Source organism: Leifsonia sp. 21MFCrub1.1 (genome assembly GCF_900107895.1).
In the GTDB taxonomy this organism is placed as follows: Bacteria; Actinomycetota; Actinomycetes; order Actinomycetales; family Microbacteriaceae; genus Leifsonia; species Leifsonia soli.
Window position 1 is genome coordinate 1,731,272 of sequence record NZ_LT629867.1, and the last position, 25,499, is coordinate 1,756,770.

Genomic DNA, 25,499 nt, shown 5'->3' on the forward strand with positions numbered 1-25,499 from the left:
GACTCGGTTACCGCATTCCGAGCAGCTGACCGGCGAGCGTGGCCGCCAGCCAGTGCTCGAAGTGCTCCGGCGTCCACCCGGCGTTGACAACCAGCTCGAGGTAGACGCCGCTCGCGGCGAACGCGCGGTACACCGCCTGGGCCTCGGCCAGGGGAACGACCAACGCGTCCTCCACGGAGGCGATCAGGCCGTCCATCACGCGGTTGCGCGCGCGGAGCTTCGAGCGCAGGAGGGCCTGAGTCTCCGCATCCTCGTCCAGAGCGGAGTCGAGGATGCGCACGACGTCGAAATCGGTCGAGTACAGCACCGTCAACCAGCGGGCCGCCCCCGCAACCCGCTCCCCCGGCTTGGTGAGCTCGAGGATCTCGCGCGCGAGCTCGCGGGCGCGCGCCCGCTCCAGCCAGAGCTCGCAGATCACATTGAGGATCTCGCGCTTCGCCCCGTACGCGGCGTAGACGGTGCGGGTGCCGACGCCGGCCTCCTTCGCGATCGCCTCGATGCTGGTCACGGCGTAGCCGTCGCGTGCGAACAGCGACTGGGCGGCCGACGCGATGCGGAAGCGCGTCTGCTGCGCCTGCTCCTGACGGTAGGAGGATGCGGTCTTGACCTCGGCGTTCACGAGATCGATACTAATGGTGCAGTCAATGCAGTACTACTGCAGTGAACGCAGCATCCATGCAGACGAGGGAGTCTCCCATGATCACCACACACGCAGAACCCGCCGCGGTCGTCCTCCTGGAGCGGATGCTCCACGAGGGATTCGCCCAGGGCCGCACCGACATCGTCGACGAGCTGTGCTCCCCCGACCTGATCGAGCACCAGCTCGGGTTGTCCGGGACCGGCGCCGAAGCCATCGCCAAGGTCAAGAAGGGCATGACCGACGTACACACGGCATTCCCGGACCTCCGATTCACCATCGGGGACTGGGCTCAACGTGACGACATCGTCTGGGTGCGCGCCGAAGGTTCCGGAACCAACACGGGGCCCTTCCTCGGAGCGCCGACCGCGCGGCCGGTGCACTTCACCGTCATCGACGTCGCACGGGTCGCTGAGGGGCGGATCGTCGAACACTGGGGCGTGCCCGACCGCTTCGCGATCCTACTCCAGCTCGGCCGTATCGAGGTCCCTCAGCCTCAGTGAACAGCGCCGCGTTCGCCCGGCGACCTACTCCCCCGCGTCAACCAGGCGTGCGAGGTTGTCCAGCTCGTTCGCCCGGCCGGCCAGGAGGCGCTCGGTCCACACATCGTCGTGCAGCGGCTCGACCCTCATGATCACGCGCGTCCCGCCGTCGACGGGCTCGAGCTCGATCTCGGTCAGCTGTTCGTAGGGCTCATGGCCGGGCACGAAGTCGATCAGGGAGCGATACCCGAGCCGCGTCGGCCGCTCGATAGTCGTGAAGGTCTTGCGGGACTCCGTACTCAGCGGCAGCCCGTTCTGTTCCATGAAAGCCACCTGCTCGGGCGCCGTCGCCGTCATCGTGTAGACGAGTTCACCCCCGGGCCGCAGGTCGAGTGCGGACACGTCGGTGCGGAAGCCGTCCGGCGCCCACCAGCGCCCGATGCCCTGCGGGGTGGTCCACAGTTCCCAGACCGTCTCTGTTGGTGCTGCGATGATCCGTTCGATCGCTTCCATGATTTGCTCCTTCGTTTGATCGCACGATATATTCGTGCCGACGAATGTGTCAAGCACTGATCGATCGGAGGAACGGATGGCGGTCGAAAGCGACCGAGTGCACGCGATCCTCGCGGTGCTCGCAGAACCGACGCGGTTCCGGATCGTCGAGACGCTGGCCATCCGCCCGCACACGATCGGCGAGGTCGCCGCCGTCCTCGGCGCCCTCCAGCCTCAGACGACCAAGCACCTCCAGGCACTCGAAGCAGCCGGCGTGGTGCGTATCCACCGGCTGGGCCGGCGCAAACTCGCATACCTGAACCGCGCCGCCCTCGACGAGGTCGCCGCCTGGCTCGGCGGTCTGTCGGTGGCGACTCCGGACGACGTCGCCCTCGAGCGATATGCAGACGCGATAGCGGCAACCGAGGCGCGGATCTCCGACGACCCGGCCGGTCACGCGACCATCCTGCGCTTCCGTCGCACCATCCCCGCTCCGCCGGCACGGGTCTGGGAGGCGTGGACCGATCCCCGTCTCCTCGCCCAGTGGTGGGCTCCCCGCCACTTCGAGGTGGAGCACAGCCGATTGGATGCGATTCCCGGCGGCCATGTCGAGCTCCGGCTGCGCGAGGCCGACGGCGCGCGTTACGCCTCGGCCGGCACGGTCAGCGCCGCAGAGCCGGGACGCCGCCTGGAGTTCACGCTCGCGCCCCTGGGTGCCGACGGAGAGCCGCTGTTCGACGCAGTGCACGAGCTGACCCTGTCGGGCCGGACGCGTTGCCGGATGGAGCTCACCATCCGGGTCGCCCGCGCGGATGCTGCAGCCGCCCCCATGATCGCCGGCCTCGAACCGGGGTGGACGCAGCTGCTCGACGCCCTGGCGGACGTGGTGGCGCGCCGCGCGTGACTCACCGGGTGGACCCGGCGGTCAGCCCCGAGACCAGCCTGCGCTGGAAGAACGCGGCGGCCGCGAACACGGGGATGAGCCCGATCACCGAGGCCGCCGCGAGCTTGCCGTAGTCGGTGATCCGCTCCCCCAGCATGAGCGTCAGCACGACCGGCAGCGTCTGGGAGTCCGGCGACTGGGTGAGGAATGCGGCAAGCAGGAACTCGTTGTAGTTGAGCACCGCGACGATGATCCCGACCGCGACGAGCGCCGGGGCGAGCAGCGGGGTGACGATGCTGACCAGCACGCGGAAGCCTCCCGCGCCGTCCAGCTGGGCGGCCTCGTCGAGTTCGGCGGGGATGCGCCGGGTGAAGCCTTCGAGCAGCCAGACGGCGACCGCGACGTTCGAGAGGGCGTAGACCAGGGTCAGCCCAGGAAGCGTGTTGTTCAGCGACAGCGTCCGCAACAGCGTGAACAGCGGGATGACGGCGACGATCGGCGGCAGCAGCCACGGGCTCAGCACGGTCGCGGCCAGGGTCCGCCCTCCCGCCCGATAGCGGGTGATCGCCCACGCCGCAGGGACCGCGATCACGAGCGTCAGCGCGGCCCCGGCGAGAGCCGCCACGAGCGAGTTGGCGACCCCCTGCAGCAGGCCGCCGGAGAGGGCGTTCGCCCAGTTCTGCGGCTGCGGATGCGCCGGGACGAGGAGACCGGCTCCCACGTCCGCGCGCGACATCAGCGACACCGACACCAAGTAGGCGATCGGGACGAGGGTCCCGGCGAGCACCAGGACGAGCACGACGACCGCGGCGACGGGACGGCGGTCGCGGGAGCCGGCGAGCAGTCGGTCAGTCACGGTGGAGCCTCCGGGCGATGAGGATGACGGGCAGGGTCACGACGGTCACGACCACCGCGAGCAGCAGGGTGATCGCCGACGACCTTCCGAGGTCGAATTGCTGCAGGGCGGCCTGGTAGATCAGGTAGGCGGGCATGCTCGTAGAAGTGCCGGGTCCTCCCGAGGTCAGCACGAAGACGAGGTCGAACACCTTGAACGCGAGCACCAGCCGGATGAGGAAGGCCGCGGCGATAGTGCCCGCGATGGCGGGCAGCGTGATGCTGCGGAAGAAGCGGAACCCGTGCGCGCCGTCGAGTGCCGCGGCCTCGGCGACCTCGCGGTCCTGTCCGAGGAGGGCTGCGAAGACGAGGAGCGCGATCAGCGGCGTCCACTCCCACACATCCGCGACGCCGATCCCGACGAGCGCCCAGCCCGGCGACGAGAGAACGGCGACGGGCGCCCCGTGGTACCCGAGCAGGCTCAGCAGCGTGTTGAGCAGGCCGCCCGACGGGTTGAAGATCAGCTTCCAGAGCACCCCGACGATCACGGGCGGGGTGATCAGCGGCAGCAGCAGGAGGGTGCGGCTGAGCGAGCCGCGGCTCGTCGCGCTGCGCAGCGCGAGCGCCGTGACGACACCGAGCACGGCGCTCGCCACCGAGACCACGACGGCGTAGACGACGTTGCGCGCGAGCGATGCGGTCACGTCGCCGTCGGTGAGCGCGTCCGTCAGGTTGGCCGTTCCGACCCAGCTCTGCAGCGGACGGCCGAGCGACGACTCCGACAGCGCGGTCAGCACGATGAAGACGAGCGGGTACGCCCCGAGCACGAGCGTTGCGAGCACGGTCGGGGCGACCATCGTCCGGCGCACCCAGGCGCCGCCCGCCCGGCCGCGCCGCGCGGGTGTGCGCGTGGCGGCCCGGGGGGCGGCGTCGGTGACGAGTGTGACCTCGGTCACTGAAGGATGCTCTCCCACTTCTTCTGGATGTCGTCCATCGTCTGCTTCGCCGTGCCGCCCTGCCCGGCGAGCAGCTTGGCGAGGCCGTCCGTCAGCACCTGCGCCAGCTCGGTCGCGTGCTTCCCGGTCGGCCAGGCGAGCGAGCCCGTCAGGGTCGCCTTGTTGACGTTCTGGATGGTCGGGAAGTCCTTGCCGTAGGTCGCGTCGTTCAGCGAGCTCTTCCGGTTCGGGTCGATCCCGGTGGGCGGCGATGCGACGAGCAGCTGGGCGTTGACCTTGGACGAGGTCGCGAACTGGATGAACGCCTTGGCGAGGTCGGCCTTCTTCGTGTTCGCGGTGATCACCCAGGTGAAGCCGGCGACCAGCGATGCGCGGGAGGTCGTGTTGGATCCACCGGTCGGCAGAGCCACGACACCCCACTTGCCCGCGACCTTCGAGTCGCTCGCCGGGTCCTCCGAGCGGACGCCGAGGTCGGTCCAGTTCTCGATGAAGCCGACCTTTCCGGCGAACCAGGCGCTGTTTCCCGCACCGAAGTCGGTCTCGGCCGGCGTCGGGAGGGCGTACTTGTCGACGTCCACCAGCGCCTGCGCGGCCTGGACCGCGGCCGCGGAGTCGAGGGCGGGCTTCCCCGTGTCGTCGAGGAACTCGCCGCCGAACCCCGCCAGCCGGTTGGCGTAGCTCGCGCCGAGGATGAGCGGGGACTTCTGCCCGAAGACGGCGGCGCCGTACACGCCCTGCGCCGACTCGTTGGCCGTGATCGTCTTGACGTCCTGCAGGTACTCGTCCCAGGTCTTCGGCGGCGCCTGGATGCCGTTCCTGGCCAGGATCTCGGTGTTGTAGAAGAGCACGTGCGTGTCTCCGTCGAACGGGAGGCCGTAGCGCTTGTCGCCGACCTTGCTGTACGCGTCGTAGATCGACGGGATGAAGTCGGAGGTGTCCAGCGCTTTATCGTCCTTGATCCAGGACGACAGGTCCTGGATGGCGCCGTCCGCGGCGAGATCGCCGAGCGATACGTACCAGGGCGCGGCCGCGTCGATCGTGTTCGCGCCGGACTGCTGGTCGAGCGCGATCTTCGATCCGATCTCGTCGTAGGGGACGATGACGGTCTTGACCGTGGCGCCGGTCTCCTTCTTGAACTCGGCGGCGAGCCACTTGGCCGCGCCCTCGTGCGACGAGATCATCTCGACGGTCAGCGTCTGACCGGCGAACTTCTTGCCACCGGATGCGGTGGAGGCGTCGGAGCCGCTCGAGGCGCCGGCGCAGCCCGCCAGCACGAGCGTTGCGGCGGCGAGGGCGGCGACCGCGGCTGCGGAACGTCGTCGGGATGTCATGGATGCTCCTCGGGAGGGGAAATCGAACGGGGGAATCGCAGGGTGGGTACCGGATGCCGGGGGTCGTCACGGTAGGGACTCCCCCGGCCTTGCCGCAAGCGAGTGTGACGCCGTGCTACGGCGCCGCAACCTGGCGTCACATGCGCTGGCCCGCTGCCGTGCGAACCGCTAGCGTTCCGCACCTATGGCCGAGCGAATCATCCTCAACGCGTTCGATATGAGCTGCGTCACCCACCAGGCACCCGGGCTGTGGCGCCACCCCGACAATCAAGCGCACCGCTACACCGACCTCGACTACTGGACCTCGCTGGCCAGGACGCTCGAGCGCGGCGGCTTCGACGCGCTCTTCCTCGCCGACGTGCTCGGCGTGTACGACGTCTACCGCGACTCCGCCGCCCCCGCCCTGCTCGACGCGGCGCAGGTGCCGCTCGGCGACCCGGTCGCGCAGATCAGCGCGATGGCCGCCGTCACCGAGCGGCTCGGTTTCGGAGTGACCGTCGCGACCACCTACGAGCAGCCCTACCTGCTCGCTCGCCGGTTCTCGACGCTCGACCATCTGACGAAGGGCCGGATCGGCTGGAACGTCGTCACCTCGTACCTCGACTCCGCTGCGCGCAACCTGGGTCTGCGTACGCAGATCGCGCACGACGACCGGTACGGGATCGCCGAGGAATTCCTCGACGTCACGTACAAGCTGTGGGAGGGGTCGTGGGAGGACGGCGCGGTGCTCCGCGACCGCGCATCCGGCGTCTACACCGACCCGGCCCTGGTGCACCCGATCGAGCACGATGGCGAGCACTACCGGGTGCCCGGCATCCACCTGAGCGAACCGAGTCCGCAGCGCACGCCCGTCGTGTTCCAGGCCGGCGCGTCGCCGAAGGGGCGGGAGTTCGCGGCCAAGCACGGCGAGGCGATCTTCATCAACGGGCTCACGCCGGAGCTGACCAGGAAGGCGACGGATGACATCCGCGCCCGCGCCGCCGCGATCGGCCGTCCGGCCGACACCGTCAAGATCCTCACGCTGGCGACCGTGATCGTCGCGCCGACCGACGAGGAGGCGCAGGCGAAGCTGGCCGAGTACCGCACGTACGTCTCCACGGAGGGCGCGTTCGCGCTCTACGGTGGCTGGTCCGGGCTCGACCTGTCGCAGCTCCCCCTCGACGAGCCGCTGCAGTACATCGACACCGACGCGGCCCGCTCCGCGCTGTCGATCTTCACGACGGCCGACCCGGATCGCCGGTGGACCGCGCGGGACATCGCGGAGTACGTCGGCATCGGCGGCATCGGCCCGGTGATCGTCGGCAGCCCGTCGAGCGTGGCCGACGAGCTCGAACGGTGGATCGACGTCGGCGGCATCGACGGATTCAACCTGGCGTACGTGGTCACGCCCGGGAGCTTCGAGGAGTTCGTCGAGCTGGTGGTCCCGGAGCTCCGCGCCCGCGGCCGTCTCGACGACCAGCCCGGATCGACCCTGCGGGGGCGCCTCAACGGCACCGGCGACGCCGTCGTGCCCGCCTGGCATCCCGCGCACGCCTACCGCGGTGCCTACCGCGACCGCCCGAGCGCCGCGGACCGACGCGGGCGCGTGACCGAAGGAGCAGCATGACCCGCAGCTATTGGACCGGCCAGGCCGACGCCGCCGAGCTCGCCCACTGGGAGGCCGTCGCGACCGAGGCCGCAGCGCGGCTCGCCGTCGACGCCCTCGACCGGGACCGCGCCAATCTCGACCCGACGGCCGAGCTGGAGCTCCTGCGCGATGCGGGTCTCGTCAACCTGCTCGACCCGGCGGAGTTCGGCGGTGGCGGAGCGCACTGGGAGACGGCCTTCCGGGTCATCCGCATCCTGTCGCGCGCCGACGCCTCGGTGGCGCAGGTGCTCGCGTACCACTACATCAACTCGGGCAACATCGGCTTCGCGGTCGCCCCGGAGCGGCAACCGGAGCTCTATCGCCGGACGATCGACGGACGCTGGGTGTGGGGCGACTCGGTGAACCCCGTCGACCCGGACCTCACCCTCACCGATCTCGGCGACGGCCGCTACCGGCTCGACGGCACCAAGCGCTTCTCGACGGGCGCCTCCGCCGGCGACATCGTGCTCGCTGCCGCGACGATCGCGGGCGGCGACCGGGCGGGCACGCCGGTGTTCGTGCTGCTCGACCACGACCGGCCCGGCATCCGGTACCACGGCGACTGGGATGCGCTCGGCCAGCGGCTGTCGGCGAGCGGGTCGGTCAGCTTCGACGGCGTCGCGGTGGCCGAGGCCGACATCCTCGGGGAGCTGAGCGACGAGCCGTTCTCCACCCTGATCACGCCGGGCATCCAGCTGGCCTTCGGCAACCTCTACCTCGGCATCGCGGAGGGCGCGCTCGCGAAAGCACGCGAGCTCACCCTCGCGCGGACGAACTCGTGGTTCCTCTCCGGGGTGGACCGCTACGCGGAGGACCCGTTCGTCCTCCGTGTCTTCGGCGAGCTGCTGTCCCGGATCGAAGCCGTCGAGGCCCTCGCCGACGCCGTCGGCCGCGAGTTCGACGCCGTCGTGGACGCGGGCGAGAACGTCACGGCGGAGGACCGCGGCCGCCTCGCCCAGCGCATCGCGCGGCTGAAGGTGGTCTCCACCGAAGTCTCGATCGAGGTCACGACGCGGGTGTTCGAGGTCACCGGCTCCAGCTCCGCTCGTGCCTCGGTCGGACTCGACCTGTGGTGGCGCAATGTGCGCACCCACACGCTCCACGACCCGGTCGACTACAAGAAGCTCGAGGTCGGCGCGTACTACGTCAACGGCGACCTGCAGCCGATCTCCCTGTACACCTGATCCGTACCGCACCTGATCCGCCCTGCACCTGATCCACCCGCACCTGAACGGAGCGACATGACCGACACGACGACCACCGCACCGGCCGGCTCTCGGCTCGCCCCGCCCGCGACCGCCGCCGGGGCTCTCGAACGGCTGGAGCCGATCCTGGAGCGCTTGCGGAGCACGGCATCGCGCCGGGAGCGGGAGCACGAGCTGCCGACCGGCGTCGTGCGCGAGCTCGCTGACGCGGGATTCGGCGCCCTGCGCGTGCCCCGCGAGCACGGCGGCGCCGGGCTGTCGTTCGCCGAGCTCGGCGAGGTGCTGGTGGAGCTGGCGGCCGCGGACTCCAACCTGCCGCAGATCTTCCGCGGACACCTCGCGTTCGTGGAGGACCGCCTCACCGCTCCCGCGTCCCCGGCGCGCGACACCTGGCTTGCGCGGTTCGCGGCGGGCGAGATCGTGGGGAACGCGTGGAGCGAGACCGGTTCGGTCGGGCTCGGCGACTCCGGCACCCGCATCCGCCGCACCCCGCACGGCCCCCGCGTCGACGGCCGCAAGTTCTACACGACCGGCAGCCTGTACGCCGACTGGATCGACGCGACCGCGAAGGACGCCGACGGCTCCGACGCGACGGTCCTCCTGCGGGTCGACCAGCCGGGAGTGTCGGTGCGCGACGACTGGGACGGCTTCGGCCAGCAGCTGACCGGCACCGGGACCGCCGTCTTCGACGACGCCGTCGCCGAAGCGGGCGACGTCTTCCGGTTCGCCGATCGGTTCCGCTACCAGACGGCTCTCTACCAGTGGGTGCTCGTGACGGTCCTGGCCGGGATCGCCCAGGCGACCGAGCGGGAGGCCGGCGAAGCGCTGCGCGCCCGCACGCGGGTGTACAGCCACGGCCTCGCGCCGCTGGCGAAGGACGACGGGCAGCTGCAGGCCGTGATCGGCGAGATCTCGGCCGTCGCGTTCACCGCCCGGTCGCTCGTCCGTTCCGTGGGCGACGCCCTCGACGCCGCAGCCGCCACCGCATCCCTGCGTGGCAGCGCGGAGGACGACGCGGCCAATGTGCGTGCGGAGATCGCCTCTGCGCAGGCGCAGATCGTGCTCAGCCAGTCGGTCCCGCTCGCCGCGACCCGCCTCTTCGACACGCTGGGCGCCTCCGCGGTCAGCCGCGCGGCCGGACTCGACCGGCACTGGCGCAACGCCCGCACCGTCGCCTCGCACAACCCGTGGGTCTACAAAGCGCGCATCGTCGGCGACTGGAGCGTCAACGGCACGGTCCCGCCGTACATCTGGCAGATCGGCACCGCGAGCTGACGCGCGGCCCGCACGATCAGGCGCCGGCGTCCTCCGCCGGCGCCTCCCACAGTTCGATGGGCAGACCCTCCGGGTCGTGCAGCCGGGCGAACCTGCCGTACTCGCCGTCCCACTCGGCTCTGCGTTCGACCGCGATCCCGTCGGACTCCAGTGCCGCCACCAGCTCGTCCAGCCCGGTGACGCGCAGGTTGAGCAGGAACGGCTGATCGGCCGCGAAGTAGTCGGAGTCGGCGGGGAACGGCGCGAACACCGTCATCCCGGCCTGCTGCTCCCACACGCTGTCCGAGCCTGCCGCGATGCCCAGATGCCGGCGGTACCACTCCGCGCGCGCCTCCGGATCCCGGCTGCGGATGAACAGCCCGCCGATGCCTTCGACGCCCATCGCGACCTCCTCGCTCTCGGCGTTCAGGCTAGCAACCGAACAGCCGGATGCGACGCCCGCCCCCACCCGGAACAGCCGTCCCCCGTCAACTCTTGACGGTTTCTGTCCTCCGAATTGAGGACAGAAGTGCCCGCGGGTTAGCGTTGTCGAGGCCCGGGGATGCCGGACCGACGCGGAAACGAATTCTTAGCGAAGACGTCTCAACCCGACGCGGCAGGAACGGCATCCCGGGAAACCCCTCTCCCCCCTCGAAGCGCGCAGCGCGATGCGGACAGTGCGATTCACCCGGCGCGATTCACCCGGCGCGTGCGGCGCTCAGCCCGCGCTGTGGTCGACGAGGGGCTGCACCTGGACTCCGCTGTGGTCGTGCCGGGCCTCGGCGAGACCGGCTGCCAGCGCGACGGCGGCCTCCCGGTCCGCGACGTCGATGACGTAGAACCCGCCGACGACCTCCTTCGCCTCGGTGAACGGACCGTCGACCGCCACCGGCTGCCCGTCGTCGCCGCGTCGCACGGTCACCGCCGTCTCCGGCCCTTGGAGCTCTCCGGACGCCACGACGGCATCCCCGGCCTTCTGCCAGAACTCCCGGTGCGCGGTGTCGATCTCGTCGCGCTCCTGCGCGGACATCGTCTTCCAGCGGTTCGCGTCCCCCTGGATGAGAATGATGAACTGGCTCATCTGCCCTGCCTCCTTGTTCTCGGATCATCTTCCAACCAGGCGTCGAACGGGTGCGCCCGAAATCGACAGCATCGAGCGGATCCGCTCGGCGTCAGGCGACGCGGTCGAGGACGATCAGCGGCGTCCGGTAGTGCTCGATGACCGTGCCGCCGAGATCGCGGACCGCGCGCGCGGCCTGGTCCGCCTCGCTCTCCGACCAGTCGCTGAAGGTGGTGAACAGGCTGCGGACGCCCTCCTCGTCCAGCTCGACCGCCCAGGCGAACTCCTCGACGTGCGCTGCCCGGAACAGCCCTCCCGCCTCCAGCAGTCGTGCCCACTCCGACGTCTGCGACTCATCGGGTCCCGGCCGCGGCGGAGCGCTTCGCCGATCGACGATCGCCTGCACGCGCTCACGGAAGGCCGTCTGCGGCACCGAGGCGTCCCCGTACGCGTTGCGCCATACGGCGAGGCGGCCACCCGGCCTCAGCGCGGCGTGCAGCTTCGGCAGCACCACGCCGAGATCGAACCAGTGGACCGCGGTCGCGACGGTCGCCAGCTCGAAGGCGGCGGTGGGGAGGACCGTCTCCTCCGCCGACGCCACGATCACCCGCACGTTCGGAAGCCGCTCCCGCAACCGTGCCGCCAGAGCCGCGCCCGGCTCGACCGCGGTCACCTCCATCCCGGACCGGACCAGACCCCGCGTGGCCTGCCCGCTTCCGGCGCCCAGGTCGAGCGCGGGAGCGCCGGGCACGAGCAGCCCGAGCGCATCGAGCCGCTCCCACAACGCAGCGGGGTACGGCGGCCGGGCGCGTTCATACAGGTCGGCGTGCCGATCGAAGTGCATCGGGTCGGGCATGCGCCCGACGATACCCGCGCGCAGCGCCGAGGTGGCGAGGTGCCCGCCGCGACGGAGAGCGCCGGGCACCTCTGCGCACGGATCCCGTCTCCCCCACCATGCGCACGGTCATCGTGCCGGATGCGCGGGCGACCGCGAAAGACGGCGGATGCGGCAGTGCCGGGGCACGCGCCGGCGCCGCTCCGGCCACGGATCAGAGGGAGACGCGGTTGCGTCCCTGCTTCTTCGCGCGGTACATGGCGGCGTCGGCCGCGTCGAGCAGCTGCTTCGCCGTCAGCCCCGCTCCGAGCGGGAGCACACCGCACGACGCCGTGACGGTCATCGGACCGCGAGCGGTGTCGATGGGCTGGGCGATCTCGCGCACCAGCCGCGCCGCGAAACGCTCGCCGTCCTCCTGGGCGACCCCGACGCTGAGCACCACGAACTCGTCGCCCGCAAGACGCGAGATCACGTCCGACGCCCGGCTGCCGCCCGTGAGACGCTCGGCGACCGCCCGCAGCACGGCGTCGCCGGTCTCGTGGCCGTGCCGGTCGTTGACGGCCTTGAAACCGTCGAGATCGAGGAAGAGCAGCACGCCGTCCTGCCCATCCACGACCGCCGACTCGAGGCGGTGCTCCAGGGAACGGCGGTTGTGCAGCCCCGTCAGGTGGTCGATCAGCGCCAGCTGGGCGAGTCGCGCCTCCTGGCGGCGGTCGAGTGCCCTGGCCAGGTCGCGCCCGAGTTCGCGCCCCTCCTCGGGGATCGACCCCCAGGCCAGCGCGGTGCCCTCCACACTCTGCCGCCACTCCGAGAAGGAGTTGCGGGGCGAGAGCGCGGTGTCGCGGTTCTCCGGGGTCTGGTCGCCGAGCCAGCGGATCACCTGCGTGACCTCGTGGCGGAAGAACAGCAGGACGCCGTGGGCTCCGACCGGGACGACCAGGAGTCCGGCGAACCCGGGCATCAGCGCGGCGAGAGCGGGATGGGTGCGCTGCAGTTCGCTCGTGTGGAAGGGCTCGATGCCGACGGCGGAGAGCAGCAGACTGCGGTCGATCTGCGGGACATCGCCGATGCTGCGGCTGACGCCGTCCAGAGCCAGCACGGCGCCGTCGGCGCCCACCAGCCGGCACAGCTCGGCGCCGCCATCGACCAGGGTCAGAAGAGCGTCGTCGGACGACGGGATGCCCGCGAGCACCGCCGCCCGCTGCTCGCGGATGGTGAGGTCGCGGCGCAGCCGGGCGATCGACTCGAGCGCGGTCAGCTGCAGGGTCAGCTGCGTGGCCAGCACCTCCAGAGCGCGGCGGAGCAGGATGGGCATCCGTCGCTCGGTGCGGTGCGCACAGGTGATCATGCCGGTCAGCCGGTCGTCCTCGATGAGCGAGAAGGAGACCGTGGACGCCTGCCCCATGTTCCGCATGAACTGCAGGTGATGCGGCGACACGGCTCGCAGCTCCCCGCAGCTGAGGTCGAGCGGCGGCACGTTCTCGTCGACGGAGACCAGCGGCGTTCCCGGGTCCTCCGTGCTCACGATCTGCCGTGACAGCTTGGTCAGGTAGAGCGAGCGCGCCTGCTGCGGGATGTCGGATGCCGGGAAGTGCAGGCCGCGGTACGACTCCATGTCGGCCTCGGACGCCTCACCGGCGACCTCGCCGTGGCCGTCGTCGAAGAAGCGGTAGACCATGACGCGGTCGAACCCGCTGATCCGCTTGACCTCCTCGGCCGCTGCCTGGCGCAGCTCCTCCGCGCTCGCGACGAGCCCCAGCGACCGGATGGCACCGACGACGGAGGCGGTCGGGAGGTCCGGGGTGCCGGTCGCCGGCTCCAGCTCGATGACGACCTGCGTGCCGAGGCGGTGCGTCACCGCGTCGTACGGCTCGCCCTGCAGGTCGACGCGCACCGGGTCGCCGTGCGTCTCCGCGGCGATGCTCCATTCGAGGGTGGGGCTGCCGAGCTCCGAGACGGAACGGCCCAGCCAGTGCGCCGCGTTCTCGCTCGCGGTCACGATCTCGTAGGTCGCGACGTTGACGACCAGCAGCATCCCGAACGACTGGATGCGGCCCGGCGTACGGATCGGCTCCTTCACGCACTCTTCGAGCCGCCGAAGCTCCGACGCGTCGGGAACCACACCACCATCCACCACCACACGACCCTAACCCAGTCCCGGCCGGCCCGTGACCCAGGTGGGCGCAGACCCGCCGCACCTCCCCTCCGTTCCGACGTCGCGCGACGCGCCGTCCGGGGGTGTGCCGGGGAGCCCCGGCGGTGGATGATACCTACACGACACGGAAGGACGACATGGACGAGACAGCGAACACCGACCGCTCCGAGTACCCGGACGACGCGGGCTACCCCGACGGCCAGGGCACCCTCGACGAAGGGACCGGCGCCTTCCGCGGCCCGACCGGCGACGACGCGGCCGACGAGGGCCGTGACGACACCGCGCTCGAGGGCGACGTGGTCGTCGAGGAGCTGTCCGAGTTCGACGGCCCAGACGAACGGGGTCAGTAGCCGAGCGGGGCCAGTAACCGAGCGGGGCCAGTAGCCGAGCGGGGCCAGTAGCCGAGCGGGGCCAGTAGCCGAGCTAGCGCGGAACGGCTGCGACCGCGTCGATCTCCACCAGCGCCCCCGGCCGGGCGGGAGCGACGGCCAGGACCGTCACCGCCGTCCGGTGGTCGCCCCAGACGGCCCGCGTCGCCCCGTACGCATCGGTCGGGTCGATTCCCGGGGCCAGATGGATGGTGAGCTTCGCCACCTGCTCCGGACCGCTTCCCGCCTCGGCGAGGACGGCCAGGAGGTTGCGCAGCGCCTGCTCCGTCTGCGCGGCGAGGCCGTCGAGCAGGGCGCCCTCCGCATCCACCCCGTTCTGTCCGCCGACGAACAGCAGCGGGCCCGGCGGGACGATCATCCCCTGAGCGAAAGCCGGGCTGCGGTACAGCCCGGGCGGGTCGACGGGGGTCGGTGTCTCGGTCATGGCGCGTCCTCTCCGGTGAGGTCTCCAGTCTGACGCCGACGCCCGACACCGGGGATGCCGCCTCTCCCGTCGGGTACGGGTGTTCCCCCTCTGCTGACGGAGACGGCGCGCCTGCCGATAGGAAAGAAGAACGGCGGACGACGCGCTCCGCCGCAACCGTCCCGACCCCGAGGAACCACCGTGTCTCAGCCGCTCTCCGCCGCCGCCCGCACCGCCCCGACCGTCGTCACCGCGTCCTTCTGGCTCTGGATCGCCAGCACGGTCGTGAGCCTGATCGCGTTCGCGCTGATGGCACCCGGCCTGTTCGCCGGGCCGACCTCCGACACCCCGTATGCGGCGGGAGTCGTGGCCGGCGCGGTCGGAGGCGCCCTCATCGGTGCCGCGCTCCGCGTCTTCCTCGCCGTGTTCCTCCTCAAGGGCGCGAACTGGGCGCGCATCGTGCTCACCGTCATCGGCGCGGTCGTCCTGCTCAGCCTCATCTCATCGCTGCTGACCGGCGACCTGCTCGGGATCCTCGTCGTGCTCATCGTCATCGCGGCCGGTGTGCTCATGTGGCTGCCGGCGGCGCGCCCGCACTTCCGTCGGGCCTGACCGGCGCCGGGTTGACAGCCTTCGATAGAGTGGAGGCGTGAACCCGCTCGTCTCGCTGCCCCTCGCCGCCTCCGCGGCCACCGGGCGTCTGGAGGTCGTCGGCGCGCTGAGCGCCGGCGTCAGAGCGTTCTGACCCTGTTTCGGTGATCCTGCGCGCCGTCGGCGCGTACCGCTGCTGCGGCATGCCCGCGGAGCGGACCCTTCCCATCGGTTCGACCGATGACGATTCCACGACATGTCAGGCGTTCATTCATGCATCCATTGACCGAGCAGCAGCTCCGTTCCTCCTTCGTCAACGCGTCCCAGCGCGAGCGCAAGGAACTCACCCTTCCCGACCTGGCGCAGGTTGCCTGGGACGACATCGACTTCCTCGGCTGGCGCGACCGCAGGCTCCCGGCCTTCGGGTACGTCGTCGCCGAGGTCGACGGCGCACCCGTCGGCGTCCTCCTCCGGCAGGCGGAGGGCCGCGTCCGGTCGCGCCCGCAGTGCTCCTGGTGCGACGACGTGCACCTGCCCAACGACGTGCTCTTCTTCATCGCGAAGCGCGCCGGGAAGGCCGGCCGCAACGGCAACACCCTGGGCACGCTGGTCTGTGCCGAGTTCCAGTGCTCGGCCAACGTGCGCAAGCGGCCGCCGACCGCCTACGTCGGCTTCGACGTCGAGGCGGCCCGCCAGGCGCGCATCGAGGCGCTCCGCGAGCACGTCGACGCGTTCGTCCGGAAGGTGATGGTCAACGAGTGACGGCCTGAGCGAGGCGGCCCCGTCAGGCCGCCTCGCTCAGGAACGGCTCGTGCCGGTAGCCGTCGTCGTCGAGCACCGCGACGGTGTTCTCCGGCACCTCCACGAAGGCGCCGGGCATGTCGTTGAGCGGCTCCGAGACCACGACCTTGGCGTGGTCGCCGAACAGCTCCAGCCGCGCGGCGTCCGGGAACATCTCCCGCAGCTCCGGCACGGCGACCGAGTGGAACAGCGACCGGCTGCGCTGAGAGGTCGAGTAGCGGAAGGCCCACATCCGCGACCCGTCGGAGACCGCGAAGGTCCCCTGCACCGGGAATCGGATGCCGTGCTTGCGCCCGGTCTCCTCCACGAACCGCAGTGCCCGTCCGAGCGCGGCGACCGGGTCGTCCATCAGCCCCATCGTCAGTGCGACATAGAACAGGGTCTCGGTGTCGGTCGTGCCCTGGATGAGCGGGAACAGCTCGGGATCGACGGCGAACGCGAGATCGCGCTTCATGACCGAGAAACCGTCGAGGAAGCCGTTGTGCATGAACAGCCAGTTCTCGTGGCGGAACGGGTGGCAGTTCGACTGCTGGATGGGCGGTCCGGCCGCGGCCCGCACGTGACCGAAGAAGAGCGGACTGGCGATGGCGTTGGTCAGCTCGCGGAGGTTCTCGTCATGCCAGGCGGGCTCGATGCTGTGGAACAGCGCGGGGATGTTCCCGTTGCCCGCGTCCTCCGGGTACCAGCCGAAGCCGAACCCGTCCCCGTTCACCGTCTCCGCCCCGAGCGGGGAGTTGAGCGACTGGGCGACCAGCGAATGCTGCGCGTCCAGGATGAGGACGGCGGGTTTCAGGGGCTCCCCCGAGTATGCGAGCCAGCGGCACATGACGACCTCCTCGAACGTGGTGGGCCCTGCGGACGGCTTGACCATAGCCCCGCTCCCGCGCCCGCGGGAATACACCACTTCGGCCCGGTGCGCAGGCTGATCACGGCGCCCAGGAGCTGTCAAGGGATGGTCGTGGAACGCCCGGTCCACGTGGCTGGTGCCATGAAGACGCGCGCACGCCTCGTCCGCCAGGCGCTGGAGGCGACGGAGATCTCGAGCCGCGAGTGGCGGGTGAGCGACACCCGGTCCGCCGAACTGGGCGCTCCGACCGTTGTCGGCTTCATCCTGCAGCTGGACGGGATGTTCGAGGTGACGCGGATCGGCCGGCCCGGGCAGCGCACGTACTTCCGCTCCTTCGAGGCCGCTCTCGACGCCCTGCGCTCCTGAACGGCGGCGCTTATGGCGCGGCGGAAGTCATCGCGCGGCGACCGCACGACGCCGCTGCCGCACCGGGATCGACCGCCGGCTGAGCACCGCCGCCACGAGGAAGCAGGCGGCGCCGAGGAATGTGCCGGCGTTCGCCCAGAACAGGCTGACCAGCGTGCCGGTCGACGGGATGACGTAGGCCCCGACGGCGGAGAACGCGAACAGCACCGAGCCGATCAGGTTCAGCCAGGTGCCGTGCCAGGTGCGGGCGCGTGGATCCCAGAGGCGGTCGCGGTCGACGGTCGCGACGACGGCCAGAGCGCTCGCGACGAGGAAGCAGATAGAGCCGAAGGCGTCCGGTCTCCAGCCGTCCCCCACGCGGGCCGCATCTCTGACCGCGGTGATGAGCGCCTCGGTCGTGCTGACGTTGAAGAACAGCGTGCCGGCGAACTGGATGGCGGCGGCCCACCAGTCGAACAGGTCGGGACGTTCGCCCCCGCTCCGCGGAGGCTTGCGCCCGCTGAGCGCGAGCTGGATGAAAGCGGCAGCCGTGAAGAACAGGGCGCCGACGAAGAAGGTGACGGCGGCGGCCACCGGCCCCACCGCCTTCTGGTAGTACGGCACCGCGCCGACCAGGAAGAACAACGACCCGATCGCGAATCCCCAGGCCTCCCGCCGGAGTCGGATGGCACGCTCTGCCGACATGGTCGAAGCCTAGGACCCGAGGGGCACGCGGCGGCAGGGCATCGTTCGACTCACGCGAGCGTCGGCTCGCTGCGGTCCTTCGACACGGGGACCACGACCACCGGGACCGTTTGATCGTGCATAAGGTGGGCTCCGACCGACCCGGCCAGCCAGTTCTCGAGGGTGTGCGAGAAGCCGCGCCGGTGGGTGCCGACCACGATGATACGGGCGTCGACCTCGGCCGCCAGCCTCCCCAGCGCCTTGGCCGGGTCGCCGGCGAGCAGCCGGAGGGCCCAGCTCGATGGCCGTTCGGGTTTCTCGTCGAGCGCCGAGCCGATCGCGGCAGACAGCGCCAGCACCGCCTCGCCCTCTCCGGCCCCGACCTCGGTGGGATGCAGCGACTCCTGTGCGACATCGGACGGGTCCCACTCGGTCAGGTAGCTGTCCTCCGAGATGTACGCGCACAGCAGCGGACGCCCGAACTCCACCGCCAGCCGCGCCGCCTCATCCAGCACGGCCCGGTCCTGCCCCCGGTGCACACCGACGATGACCGCACCCTGGAGGTCCGGGGCATCGCTCTCCGTTTCGGGCCCGGCACCCGCGTCCGGGCCGCCCGGCTCCGCCATCTCGGCCTCCGCCCGCCGCGCGCCTAGGCTCCCGCCGCCTGCGGCGCCCCGGCGATGTTGACGAGCCACTGAACGCCGAAGCGGTCGACAGCCATCCCGAAGCTGTCCCCCCACGGCGCCTTGTTGAGCGGTTCGACCACCGTGCCGCCGTCCACGAGCTTCTCCCAGTAGCCGGTGAGCTCGGCCTCGTCGTCGCCGCTCAGCGAGATGCTGATCGCGCTGCCTGGCGTGAAGTCCATGTGCGCGGGCACGTCAGCAGCCATGAGCGTGAAGCCGCCCGGGGTCTGCAGCTGCGAATGCATGATCAGGTCGTTGTCGGCCGGGTCCTGCGCCATCTGGAAATCGGCGAAGGTGCTGCGCTGCACCTCTCCGCCGAAGACGGACTGGTAGAAGTCCATCGCCTCGCGCGCGGACGCACGGAAGTTGAGGTACGGGTTGAGTGTCGACGGCATGGTGTCCTCCTCGTGAGAGCTCCGGAGAGCCGGTGGCTGCCGGTTCGCCGCCCAGCGTAGCGAGCAGCCGCAGCCGGATACCAGAGCCTTCGCGCGCGAGAAGGCATGCGTACTCCGCGCAGGTACTCAGCGCAGGCCCTCAGCGCAGGTACGCCGCCACGAACAGGTCGCCCCGGATCTCGCCGAGCCGGGTGACGATCCGCTCCACCAGCGCGTCGGTGATTCCGCCCGCGTGCACGTCGTAGGGGCCGATCGGCCGCAGCGCTCCGCAGCGGACGCGCACAACCTCCCACCCGGCGGCGCGGAGCAGCCGGTCCTTGCGGCGGTCCGAGGCCTCGCGCGGGCCGACGTGCTCGAGGCCGTGCCGGCCCGTGGTGTCGTACTCGATGGCGACGCGGAGCTCCGGCAGCAGGATGTCGGGCCACACTTCGAGGTGCGAGTGGAAGGGCTTCGCGACGCGAACCGCGTTCGGGGAGAGGTCGATGTCCAGCCGCTCGCCGAGCCGTCTCTTGAGCTCGGGTTCCGCTGCCGATGCCGGCGCAGGGGCCCAGCGGCTGACGAACGCCTCGCCCACCGGCACCGCATCCGCTCCGGCCCGGGCATGGCGGCAGATCGGGCACCTCCGGCCGCCGAGGATGCGCTCGATGCTGGTCTGGTACGACGGATGCCCCGCCGTGCACTGCCAGGCGTACGTGCCGGCGGTGCTGTTCGCGTTCGACACGGCGACGCGCGATCCGGGGGCGGCCATGCTCACCAGCTGCTCTCGCGTCAGCGCTTCGCGATCGAGCCGGCGGCAGAGGTAGCAACGATCATCCTGCGGGTCGTTCTCGATGCGTCGCAGGTCGCGGGCGTGACCGCACGGGTGGAGTCCGGCATCCGGCTCCGCCGCCCGCACCGGTTTCGCGACGGCGGCCTCGGCGCATCGCGGGCACCACGCCGAGCGGCGCCGCGTGCCGCCGGGGCGGCCACGCTGCTCCTCGGGGGTGGCCACGAACCGGTGGCCGGAGTCGCACTCCCACACCAGGTAGACGTCGGCCGCGGGCGGAACCTGCGTGAGGGTGATCCCGTGGTTGAGGTCGGGATGGTACTGCCGGACCAGCACCGGGTACCGCTCCCAGTCGGTGCGGTAGCGCCCGACCTCGTAGGGCACGGCGACGCCCTTCGACCACTGGCGGCGCGCCCACCACTGCTCGACGCTCTCCGGCACGGCATCCCTCCTCACCCCGAGGGTAGGACGCACCACCGTCATTGCGGGGGCTCAGAGCACGAACGGGAGGAGCGCGCGGCGCTCGGGGGGATAGTCGGGGAAGGTCTCCCGGTACCAGCGGTGGTTCGCGAACGCCCGCGGCGCGAGGTTCGCGAACGTGTACAGCGCGAACGCGGTGCCGGCGAGCGACCACGTGGCGATCGCCCATCCCGTCCACTCGACCATCTCGCCGAGGTAGTTCGGGCTGGAGACGTAGCGGAACCCGCCTCCCTGCGGGATGCGGTACCCGCCTCCCGACCGCCGCAGCAGCCGCAGCGTGCGGTCCGAGCGCGCATTCAGCGTCAACCCGGCCGCGAACAGGACGACGCCGAGCCAGAACCGCCCATCCCCCAGCCACGACACGGGATAGCTCCCGTACTCGGAGATCCAGCGCGCATTGACCCACGCGTTCAGGAGGTTGAACCCGATCGCCAGCAGCATCACGAGCACCGGCATGCGCGACCCCGAGCGCATCAAGAACGGGTAGACGAACGCCCGGTAGACGTAGTGCACCAGCCAGAGCGCGAGGAACAGCAGCGGCACGAGATCGAAGCGGTGCGATCCGAGCAGGTAGAACACCACGAAGAGGATGGACGCGGGCGCCTCCATGACGACCCAGCCGACCCGCGCAGGCACCGTCGGCCCCCAACCGGCGCGCCCGTGCCGGCCGCCGTACGGCGCGACGATGAAGAGGAGTGCGACGAAGGTCACGACGGCAAGCGCGATCTCGGCGTAGACGAACCAGCGGTACGGTCCCTCGGGCATGCGGCCAGCCTATCCACGCCCGGCCCCCGGGCACCGCGACGCCCCGGTCCGCCGAGCGCACTCGACGGGCCGGGGCGCGAGGTCACTGCTGCTGAGCGTTCGCCGCAGCGAGCAGCCCGTCGATCATCTCGGGCGTCACCTGGCCGCCGGACATCATGCCGACGCGTCCGATCGGGAACGACGCCATCATCCGCTCCATCGACACACCTTCCGGCATGATGGACGACGCGCCGTCGAACAGCTCGGACATACCGGCCAGCGCGCCCTGGACCATCGGCCCGGCGACAGGATGCGCGAGCACCTCGCCGAGCGACGACTCGCGGGTCAGCGGCAGCCGCACCTCGTCTCCGTCCACCGCGGCGGTCACGGTCGCGCGGAGATCGCGGCTCGACGCGCCCACCTCGATCGCGTACTCGCCGCCCTCGACCACCCAGCGGTCGGCTCGCACGTCCCAGTACGCGAGATCCTCCCGCCGGATCGTCACGGCGACCTCGCCCGTCGCCCCCGGCTCGAGCTCGATCGAGCCGAAGCCCTTCAGCTCGCGCGGCGGACGCTGCACGCGCGATCCCGGCAGCGCTGTGTACACCTGGACGACCTCGCGTCCGGACCGCTCCCCCGTGTTGGTCACGGTGACCCGCACCCGGATGTCGCCCCGGGCCGTGACCGAAGCGCTCGCATCGCCATAGCGGAAGGCCGTGTACGAGAGCCCGTGCCCGAACGGGTACTCCACCGGCATCCGGCGCGCGTCGTACCAGCGGTAGCCCACGAACAGTCCCTCGCCGTAGCGGACGTGCCCCTCCTCCCCGGGGAAGTTCAGGAAGGCGGGGGTGTCCTCCAGCCTTAGGGGGACGGTCTCGGTGAGCTTGCCCGACGGGTTCACAGCGCCGAACAGCACGTCGGCGGTGGCTGAGCCGCCCGCCTGGCCGAGCAGCCAGCCCTCGACGATGGCCGGCACCCGTTGCGAGAACGGGAGCGTCACGACACCGCCGTTGGACAGCACGACCACGGTTCGCGGATTGGCGGCGACGACCGCGTCGATGACGGCCAGCTGGTCCGCCGGAAGGTCGATGTCGTCACGGTCGTAGCCTTCCGACTCCAGCCGGGCGGGCAGGCCGGCGAACACCACCGCGATGTCGGCCGCGGACGCCGCGGCGACCGCTTCGTCGCGCAGCCGCGTCGACTCCTCCGCGTCCACCTCGGCTGCGAGCGAGAAGCCGGGGGCGTAGGCGACATCGCCGGCCGCCGCACGGATCGCGGTGAGCGCGTCGTCCAGGCGGGTCGGGTGGATCATCGACGAACCGGCGCCCTGGTACCGCGGCTTCTCGGCGAACGCGCCGATGACCGCGATCGAGCGGCCGGCGGCGAGCGGCAGAAGCGGCGCGTCGCCGGTGGCCGGGGCGTCGTTCTTCAGCAGGACGATGGAGCGCGCGGCCGCCTCGCGGGCGAGGGCGTGGTGGGCGTCCACGTCGAGCGGACCCTCCACGCGGCCGGTCGCCGCCCAGCGGGTCGCGAGCGCCGCCACCCGGGCTGCGGACGCATCCAGCACCGACGCGTCGAGGGTCCCGTCGCCGACCGCCGCGACGACCGCGGCGTCGCTCAGGCCGGCGTTCCCGGGCATCTCCAGGTCGAGACCGGCGCGGAGGGCGGCGACGCGGTCGACGACCGCTCCCCAGTCCGAGACGACCAGGCCCTCGAAGCCCCACTCGCCGCGCAGCACGTCGGTGAGCAGCCACCGGTTCTCGGATGCGAACACGCCGTTGATGCGGTTGTACGAGCACATCACGGTGTACGGCTGCGCATCCTCCACCACCCGCTGGAAGCCGCGAAGGTAGATCTCCCGCAGCGGCCGGGGGTCGACATCGGACGAGGAGCGCATCCGGTCGTCCTCCTGGTTGTTGGCCGCGAAGTGCTTGAGCGACGCGCCGACGCCCTGCGACTGGATGCCGCGCACCAGGGCGGCGCCCAGCACACCGGACACGATGGGATCCTCGCTGAGGTACTCGAAGTTGCGGCCGCACAGCGGGGATCGCTTGATGTTGATGCCGGGGCCCAGGATGACGGCGACGTCCTCGATGGACGACTCGACGCCGAGCGCGGTGCCGACCCGCTCGACCAGCTCCACGTCCCAGGAGGAGCCGAGGGCGACGGCCGGAGGGAAGCAGGTCGCCGGGACGCTGTCGCCGATCCCGAGGTGGTCGCCGCCCTCGCGCTGCTTGCGGAGCCCGTGCGGCCCGTCCGTGAGCATGACGGACGGGATGTCGCCGACGGCCTTCGTGCGCCAGAAGCCCTCCCCGCTGGTGAGCGAGGCCTTCTCCTGGACGCTGAGCCCGGAGATGTCGGCGGTGGTGGCCGCCGTGGTCGTGTCTGTCATGGGTTTCCTTCCGTGTGATGCGTGGAGCAGTGAGGCAGAGAAGTCGGTCGAGGTCAGCGGGTCGCCCTGATGGGCCAGACGGCCAATGCCCCCAGGATGCCGAGGACGATCCCAATGGGGAAGAGCCCGGCGTATCCGAACGCGAGCACGATCGCGCCCGCGACACCGGGCGCGAGGGTCTGCGGCAGCGTCGCTGCGATGTTGACGACCCCGAGGTCCTTGGCGAAGGACTTCGCCGACGGCAGCACCTCGCTCATCAGCGCCGTATCCACTGCCTGGAACATCCCGAAGCCGAATCCCGAGATGGCCGTCATGATGAACCAGGCGGTCAGGTCGGGCCAGAGCCAGGGCAGCAGGAAGGCGACGCTGACGACGGCGGCAGAGGCGAACACGAAGGGCTTGCGACGACCGAAGCGGTCGGAGAGCGGGCCGGAGATCACGGTCGAGACGATGATGCCGGCGAGGCTGATCAACCCGAGCAGCGGGATGACCTGCTCCGGGTGTGCGACATGGAAGTAGTCGGTGAGCAGGAACAGCTGGTACCCCGTGACGGCGAAGTACCCGGTGTAGAGCAGCAGCCGCCCCGTGAACGCCCAGAAGAAGTCGGGATGCGCGATCGGGTTGACCCAGAAGGTCCGGAGGAACTCGCCCAGGGTGAACGGCTCCCGCTCGAGTGCCCGGCTCGAGTAGTCGGGGTTCGCCACCACGAAGAGCGTCAGGACGACCAGCGAGAACACGGCGAAGAAGACATACCCGACCGCGATGCTGTTGAAGAACAGCGAACCGACGATCTGGCCGCCGAGTGCGCCCACCATCAGGCCGATTCCGGAGAGGGCGGCGAACGTGCCGCGGCGCTTCAGCGGCACCCGGTCGGGCATGACCGCCGTGAGCGGGCCCTGGGCGAAGTTGTAGCAGACCTGGACGAGGGTCCAGGCAATGATCACGCCGACGAGCGAGTTCGCGAACGCGAGGCCGATCAGCGACAGGCCGCCCGCGAGCGAGCCGAGGAGGATCCACGGCGCTCTGCGCCCGAAGCGCGAGCGCGTGCGGTCCGAGATCTGGCCGGCGATGGGCTGGGCGATCATGGCCGCGAACGCACCGATGGTCGCAACGATCGTGAGGTTGGCGACCTTGTCCTGCTCGCCGAACAGCTGCGTGATCTGCTGCGGGAGGAGGATGCCGGGCAGTGCGCCCCAGATCAGATAGATGCCGAGGTTGGCTGGGATGATCCACACCATCAGCCGGCGGAGGCCTGTGATGGGCGCGGGCGGGTCGTCGTTGCCGGAGGCGGTGCCGACGAAGGTGTTGGTCGTGATCGGTGTCGGCTCGGCGGCGGGTTCGCCGAGCGGAACGGAGGTGTCTGACGTCATTGTCGAAGGGGTTCCTCTCACCATCCACCGTGGACGGTGGGAAAACCATACGTCACTCGGTTTTCAGAAAGCAAGCGCTGTTCGGTTTATGGTGGAGGCATGGCACGACGAGGTTCCTACGCGAAAGGCGTGGCGAAGCGGGACGAGATCCTGGAGCGTGCGCTCGAGGTGATCGCTCGCGAGGGCATCCGCGGAGCGTCGGTGAAGGAGCTGGCGGATGCGGTGGGCCTCAGTCAGGCCGGCCTCCTCCACTACTTCGACAGCAAAGAGGAGCTGTTCACGGCCATCCTCCGCAAGCGCGACGAGGTCGACAGCCGCCGCTTCGGCGAGGCGGACGGGGATGGTCCGCTGGAGGATATCCGCGCGGGATACGTCGCAATCGTGCGGCACAACGCGGAAGTGCCGGGGCTCGTCCAGCTGTTCTCCCGGCTCGCGGTCGACGCCGCCGATCCGCAGCATCCCGCCCACGACTACTTCGTCGAACGCAGCGCGGCGCTGCGGAGCACCTTCGCCACCGCGCTGGAGCGTCGGCGCGCGGAGGGCGCGACGACTCCGGCCGTCGACGCGGACACGCTCGCGCGCATCCTGCAGGCGGTCTCCGACGGGATGCAGCTGCAGTGGATGCAGGACCCCTCGGTCGACATGGCCGCGACGGTCGACGCCCTCTTCGAGCTGCTGGCCCCCACGTCCGCGGGAGTGGGCCCTGCCTGAGGGCTCAGCTTCGAACCGACGCTCGACGCGGAAACGGTGGGCCCTGCCGGGTTCGAACCGACGACATCCACGGTGTAAACGTGGCGCTCTACCAGCTGAGCTAAAGGCCCGTGACGCTCTTCCACCCTACCGAACCCCTCACCAAGC

Annotated in this window: 28 protein-coding genes and 1 tRNA gene; 10 read left to right on the forward strand and 19 right to left on the reverse strand. The window is 70.8% G+C overall.

Annotated features, from left to right (window positions below; translation table 11 throughout):
- Positions 1-7: 7 nt before the first annotated feature.
- Positions 8-619 carry a TetR/AcrR family transcriptional regulator gene (locus tag BLW09_RS08200; RefSeq protein WP_089910928.1) on the reverse strand — a complete coding sequence of 204 codons (612 nt, stop codon included), beginning with the start codon at positions 617-619 and terminating at the stop codon, positions 8-10.
- A gap of 77 nt (positions 620-696) precedes the next feature.
- Here BLW09_RS08200 and BLW09_RS08205 point away from each other — a divergent pair, with 77 nt between their 5' ends.
- Positions 697-1,140 carry an ester cyclase gene (locus BLW09_RS08205; protein WP_089910932.1) on the forward strand — a complete coding sequence of 148 codons (444 nt, stop codon included), beginning with the start codon at positions 697-699 and terminating at the stop codon, positions 1,138-1,140.
- A 24-nt stretch (positions 1,141-1,164) separates the two neighbouring features.
- On the opposite strand, the gene BLW09_RS08210 is transcribed toward BLW09_RS08205, so the two are convergent.
- On the reverse strand, positions 1,165-1,632 hold the full coding sequence (locus BLW09_RS08210; protein ID WP_089910934.1) for an SRPBCC family protein: 468 nt from the start codon (positions 1,630-1,632) through the stop codon (positions 1,165-1,167).
- Between the two features lie 76 nt (positions 1,633-1,708).
- Here BLW09_RS08210 and BLW09_RS08215 point away from each other — a divergent pair, with 76 nt between their 5' ends.
- The gene (locus tag BLW09_RS08215; protein WP_089910936.1) at positions 1,709-2,515 is read left to right on the forward strand and encodes an SRPBCC domain-containing protein; all 807 of its coding nucleotides are present in this window, start codon (positions 1,709-1,711) and stop codon (positions 2,513-2,515) included.
- A gap of 1 nt (position 2,516) precedes the next feature.
- Here BLW09_RS08215 and BLW09_RS08220 read toward each other — a convergent pair whose 3' ends face one another.
- The 3 genes from BLW09_RS08220 to BLW09_RS08230 are packed head-to-tail and all read right to left on the reverse strand — an operon-like array spanning position 2,517 to position 5,615.
- Positions 2,517-3,350 carry a carbohydrate ABC transporter permease gene (locus BLW09_RS08220; protein WP_089910940.1) on the reverse strand — a complete coding sequence of 278 codons (834 nt, stop codon included), beginning with the start codon at positions 3,348-3,350 and terminating at the stop codon, positions 2,517-2,519.
- Positions 3,343-4,284: a carbohydrate ABC transporter permease gene (locus BLW09_RS08225; protein WP_089910944.1), complete on the reverse strand. Its 942-nt coding sequence runs from the start codon at positions 4,282-4,284 to the stop codon at positions 3,343-3,345. Before BLW09_RS08225 ends, BLW09_RS08220 begins: the two co-directional genes overlap by 8 nt.
- A complete protein-coding gene (locus BLW09_RS08230) occupies positions 4,281-5,615 on the reverse strand; it encodes an ABC transporter substrate-binding protein (RefSeq protein WP_089910947.1) in 1,335 nt (444 codons plus the stop codon). Before BLW09_RS08230 ends, BLW09_RS08225 begins: the two co-directional genes overlap by 4 nt.
- A 184-nt stretch (positions 5,616-5,799) precedes the next feature.
- Between BLW09_RS08230 and BLW09_RS08235 the strand changes: the two genes are divergently transcribed.
- Genes BLW09_RS08235 through BLW09_RS08245 form a run of 3 tightly spaced genes read left to right on the forward strand, consistent with a single transcriptional unit; the run spans position 5,800 to position 9,722 of the window.
- A complete protein-coding gene (locus tag BLW09_RS08235; protein ID WP_089910949.1) occupies positions 5,800-7,221 on the forward strand; it encodes an LLM class flavin-dependent oxidoreductase in 1,422 nt (473 codons plus the stop codon).
- Complete coding sequence (locus tag BLW09_RS08240; protein WP_089910952.1) at positions 7,218-8,426, forward strand: acyl-CoA dehydrogenase family protein; 1,209 nt, start codon at positions 7,218-7,220, stop codon at positions 8,424-8,426. Before BLW09_RS08235 ends, BLW09_RS08240 begins: the two co-directional genes overlap by 4 nt.
- Before the next feature lie 57 nt (positions 8,427-8,483).
- On the forward strand, positions 8,484-9,722 hold the full coding sequence (locus BLW09_RS08245) for an acyl-CoA dehydrogenase family protein (RefSeq protein WP_089910953.1): 1,239 nt from the start codon (positions 8,484-8,486) through the stop codon (positions 9,720-9,722).
- 16 nt (positions 9,723-9,738) lie between these two features.
- Here the strand turns inward: BLW09_RS08245 and BLW09_RS08250 are convergent, their stop codons facing one another.
- The 4 genes from BLW09_RS08250 to BLW09_RS08265 form a co-directional block, all read right to left on the reverse strand.
- Positions 9,739-10,104 (reverse strand): VOC family protein, encoded by a 366-nt coding sequence (locus tag BLW09_RS08250; RefSeq protein ID WP_089910955.1) that lies wholly within the window; start codon positions 10,102-10,104, stop codon positions 9,739-9,741.
- A gap of 315 nt (positions 10,105-10,419) precedes the next feature.
- On the reverse strand, positions 10,420-10,782 hold the full coding sequence (locus tag BLW09_RS08255; protein WP_089910958.1) for a YciI family protein: 363 nt from the start codon (positions 10,780-10,782) through the stop codon (positions 10,420-10,422).
- Positions 10,783-10,873: 91 nt separating this feature from the next.
- Positions 10,874-11,617 carry a class I SAM-dependent methyltransferase gene (locus BLW09_RS08260; RefSeq protein WP_089916714.1) on the reverse strand — a complete coding sequence of 248 codons (744 nt, stop codon included), beginning with the start codon at positions 11,615-11,617 and terminating at the stop codon, positions 10,874-10,876.
- Between the two features lie 193 nt (positions 11,618-11,810).
- On the reverse strand, positions 11,811-13,676 hold the full coding sequence (locus BLW09_RS08265; protein WP_089916717.1) for a bifunctional diguanylate cyclase/phosphodiesterase: 1,866 nt from the start codon (positions 13,674-13,676) through the stop codon (positions 11,811-11,813).
- A gap of 212 nt (positions 13,677-13,888) precedes the next feature.
- On the opposite strand from BLW09_RS08265, the gene BLW09_RS08270 reads away from it, so the two are divergent.
- Positions 13,889-14,101: a hypothetical protein gene (locus tag BLW09_RS08270; protein WP_089910960.1), complete on the forward strand. Its 213-nt coding sequence runs from the start codon at positions 13,889-13,891 to the stop codon at positions 14,099-14,101.
- Positions 14,102-14,174: 73 nt separating this feature from the next.
- Here BLW09_RS08270 and BLW09_RS08275 read toward each other — a convergent pair whose 3' ends face one another.
- Complete coding sequence (locus BLW09_RS08275) at positions 14,175-14,564, reverse strand: RidA family protein (RefSeq protein WP_089910963.1); 390 nt, start codon at positions 14,562-14,564, stop codon at positions 14,175-14,177.
- A 180-nt stretch (positions 14,565-14,744) separates the two neighbouring features.
- Here BLW09_RS08275 and BLW09_RS08280 point away from each other — a divergent pair, with 180 nt between their 5' ends.
- Positions 14,745-15,155, forward strand: a complete 411-nt coding sequence (locus BLW09_RS08280) for a hypothetical protein (protein ID WP_089910965.1) — start codon at positions 14,745-14,747, stop codon at positions 15,153-15,155.
- Positions 15,156-15,407: 252 nt separating this feature from the next.
- Positions 15,408-15,896 (forward strand): FBP domain-containing protein, encoded by a 489-nt coding sequence (locus tag BLW09_RS08285; protein ID WP_089910968.1) that lies wholly within the window; start codon positions 15,408-15,410, stop codon positions 15,894-15,896.
- Positions 15,897-15,918: 22 nt separating this feature from the next.
- On the opposite strand, the gene BLW09_RS08290 is transcribed toward BLW09_RS08285, so the two are convergent.
- Entirely contained in the window at positions 15,919-16,806 is an 888-nt protein-coding gene (locus BLW09_RS08290; protein WP_089910971.1) for a class II glutamine amidotransferase, read from the reverse strand.
- 117 nt (positions 16,807-16,923) lie between these two features.
- On the opposite strand from BLW09_RS08290, the gene BLW09_RS08295 reads away from it, so the two are divergent.
- Positions 16,924-17,148 carry a hypothetical protein gene (locus tag BLW09_RS08295; protein WP_231947136.1) on the forward strand — a complete coding sequence of 75 codons (225 nt, stop codon included), beginning with the start codon at positions 16,924-16,926 and terminating at the stop codon, positions 17,146-17,148.
- Positions 17,149-17,175: 27 nt separating this feature from the next.
- On the opposite strand, the gene BLW09_RS08300 is transcribed toward BLW09_RS08295, so the two are convergent.
- From BLW09_RS08300 to BLW09_RS08330, 7 genes are all read right to left on the reverse strand, one after another.
- A complete protein-coding gene (locus BLW09_RS08300; protein ID WP_089910977.1) occupies positions 17,176-17,832 on the reverse strand; it encodes a YrhK family protein in 657 nt (218 codons plus the stop codon).
- A 50-nt stretch (positions 17,833-17,882) separates the two neighbouring features.
- On the reverse strand, positions 17,883-18,437 hold the full coding sequence (locus BLW09_RS08305) for a universal stress protein (protein ID WP_089910980.1): 555 nt from the start codon (positions 18,435-18,437) through the stop codon (positions 17,883-17,885).
- A 23-nt stretch (positions 18,438-18,460) separates the two neighbouring features.
- Complete coding sequence (locus BLW09_RS08310) at positions 18,461-18,889, reverse strand: VOC family protein (protein ID WP_089910982.1); 429 nt, start codon at positions 18,887-18,889, stop codon at positions 18,461-18,463.
- A 139-nt stretch (positions 18,890-19,028) separates the two neighbouring features.
- A complete protein-coding gene (locus BLW09_RS08315) occupies positions 19,029-20,096 on the reverse strand; it encodes a zinc-ribbon domain-containing protein (RefSeq protein WP_089910985.1) in 1,068 nt (355 codons plus the stop codon).
- 51 nt (positions 20,097-20,147) lie between these two features.
- Entirely contained in the window at positions 20,148-20,900 is a 753-nt protein-coding gene (locus BLW09_RS08320; RefSeq protein WP_089910988.1) for a methyltransferase, read from the reverse strand.
- A gap of 82 nt (positions 20,901-20,982) precedes the next feature.
- Positions 20,983-23,271 carry a glycoside hydrolase family 3 C-terminal domain-containing protein gene (locus BLW09_RS08325; protein WP_089910992.1) on the reverse strand — a complete coding sequence of 763 codons (2,289 nt, stop codon included), beginning with the start codon at positions 23,269-23,271 and terminating at the stop codon, positions 20,983-20,985.
- 53 nt (positions 23,272-23,324) lie between these two features.
- Positions 23,325-24,641: an MFS transporter gene (locus tag BLW09_RS08330; RefSeq protein WP_089910996.1), complete on the reverse strand. Its 1,317-nt coding sequence runs from the start codon at positions 24,639-24,641 to the stop codon at positions 23,325-23,327.
- A gap of 99 nt (positions 24,642-24,740) precedes the next feature.
- Here BLW09_RS08330 and BLW09_RS08335 point away from each other — a divergent pair, with 99 nt between their 5' ends.
- Positions 24,741-25,352, forward strand: coding sequence for a TetR/AcrR family transcriptional regulator (locus BLW09_RS08335; RefSeq protein WP_172824187.1), 612 nt, complete (start codon positions 24,741-24,743; stop codon positions 25,350-25,352).
- A gap of 37 nt (positions 25,353-25,389) precedes the next feature.
- Here the strand turns inward: BLW09_RS08335 and BLW09_RS08340 are convergent.
- A tRNA-Val gene (locus tag BLW09_RS08340) sits at positions 25,390-25,462 on the reverse strand.
- Positions 25,463-25,499 lie beyond the last annotated feature (37 nt).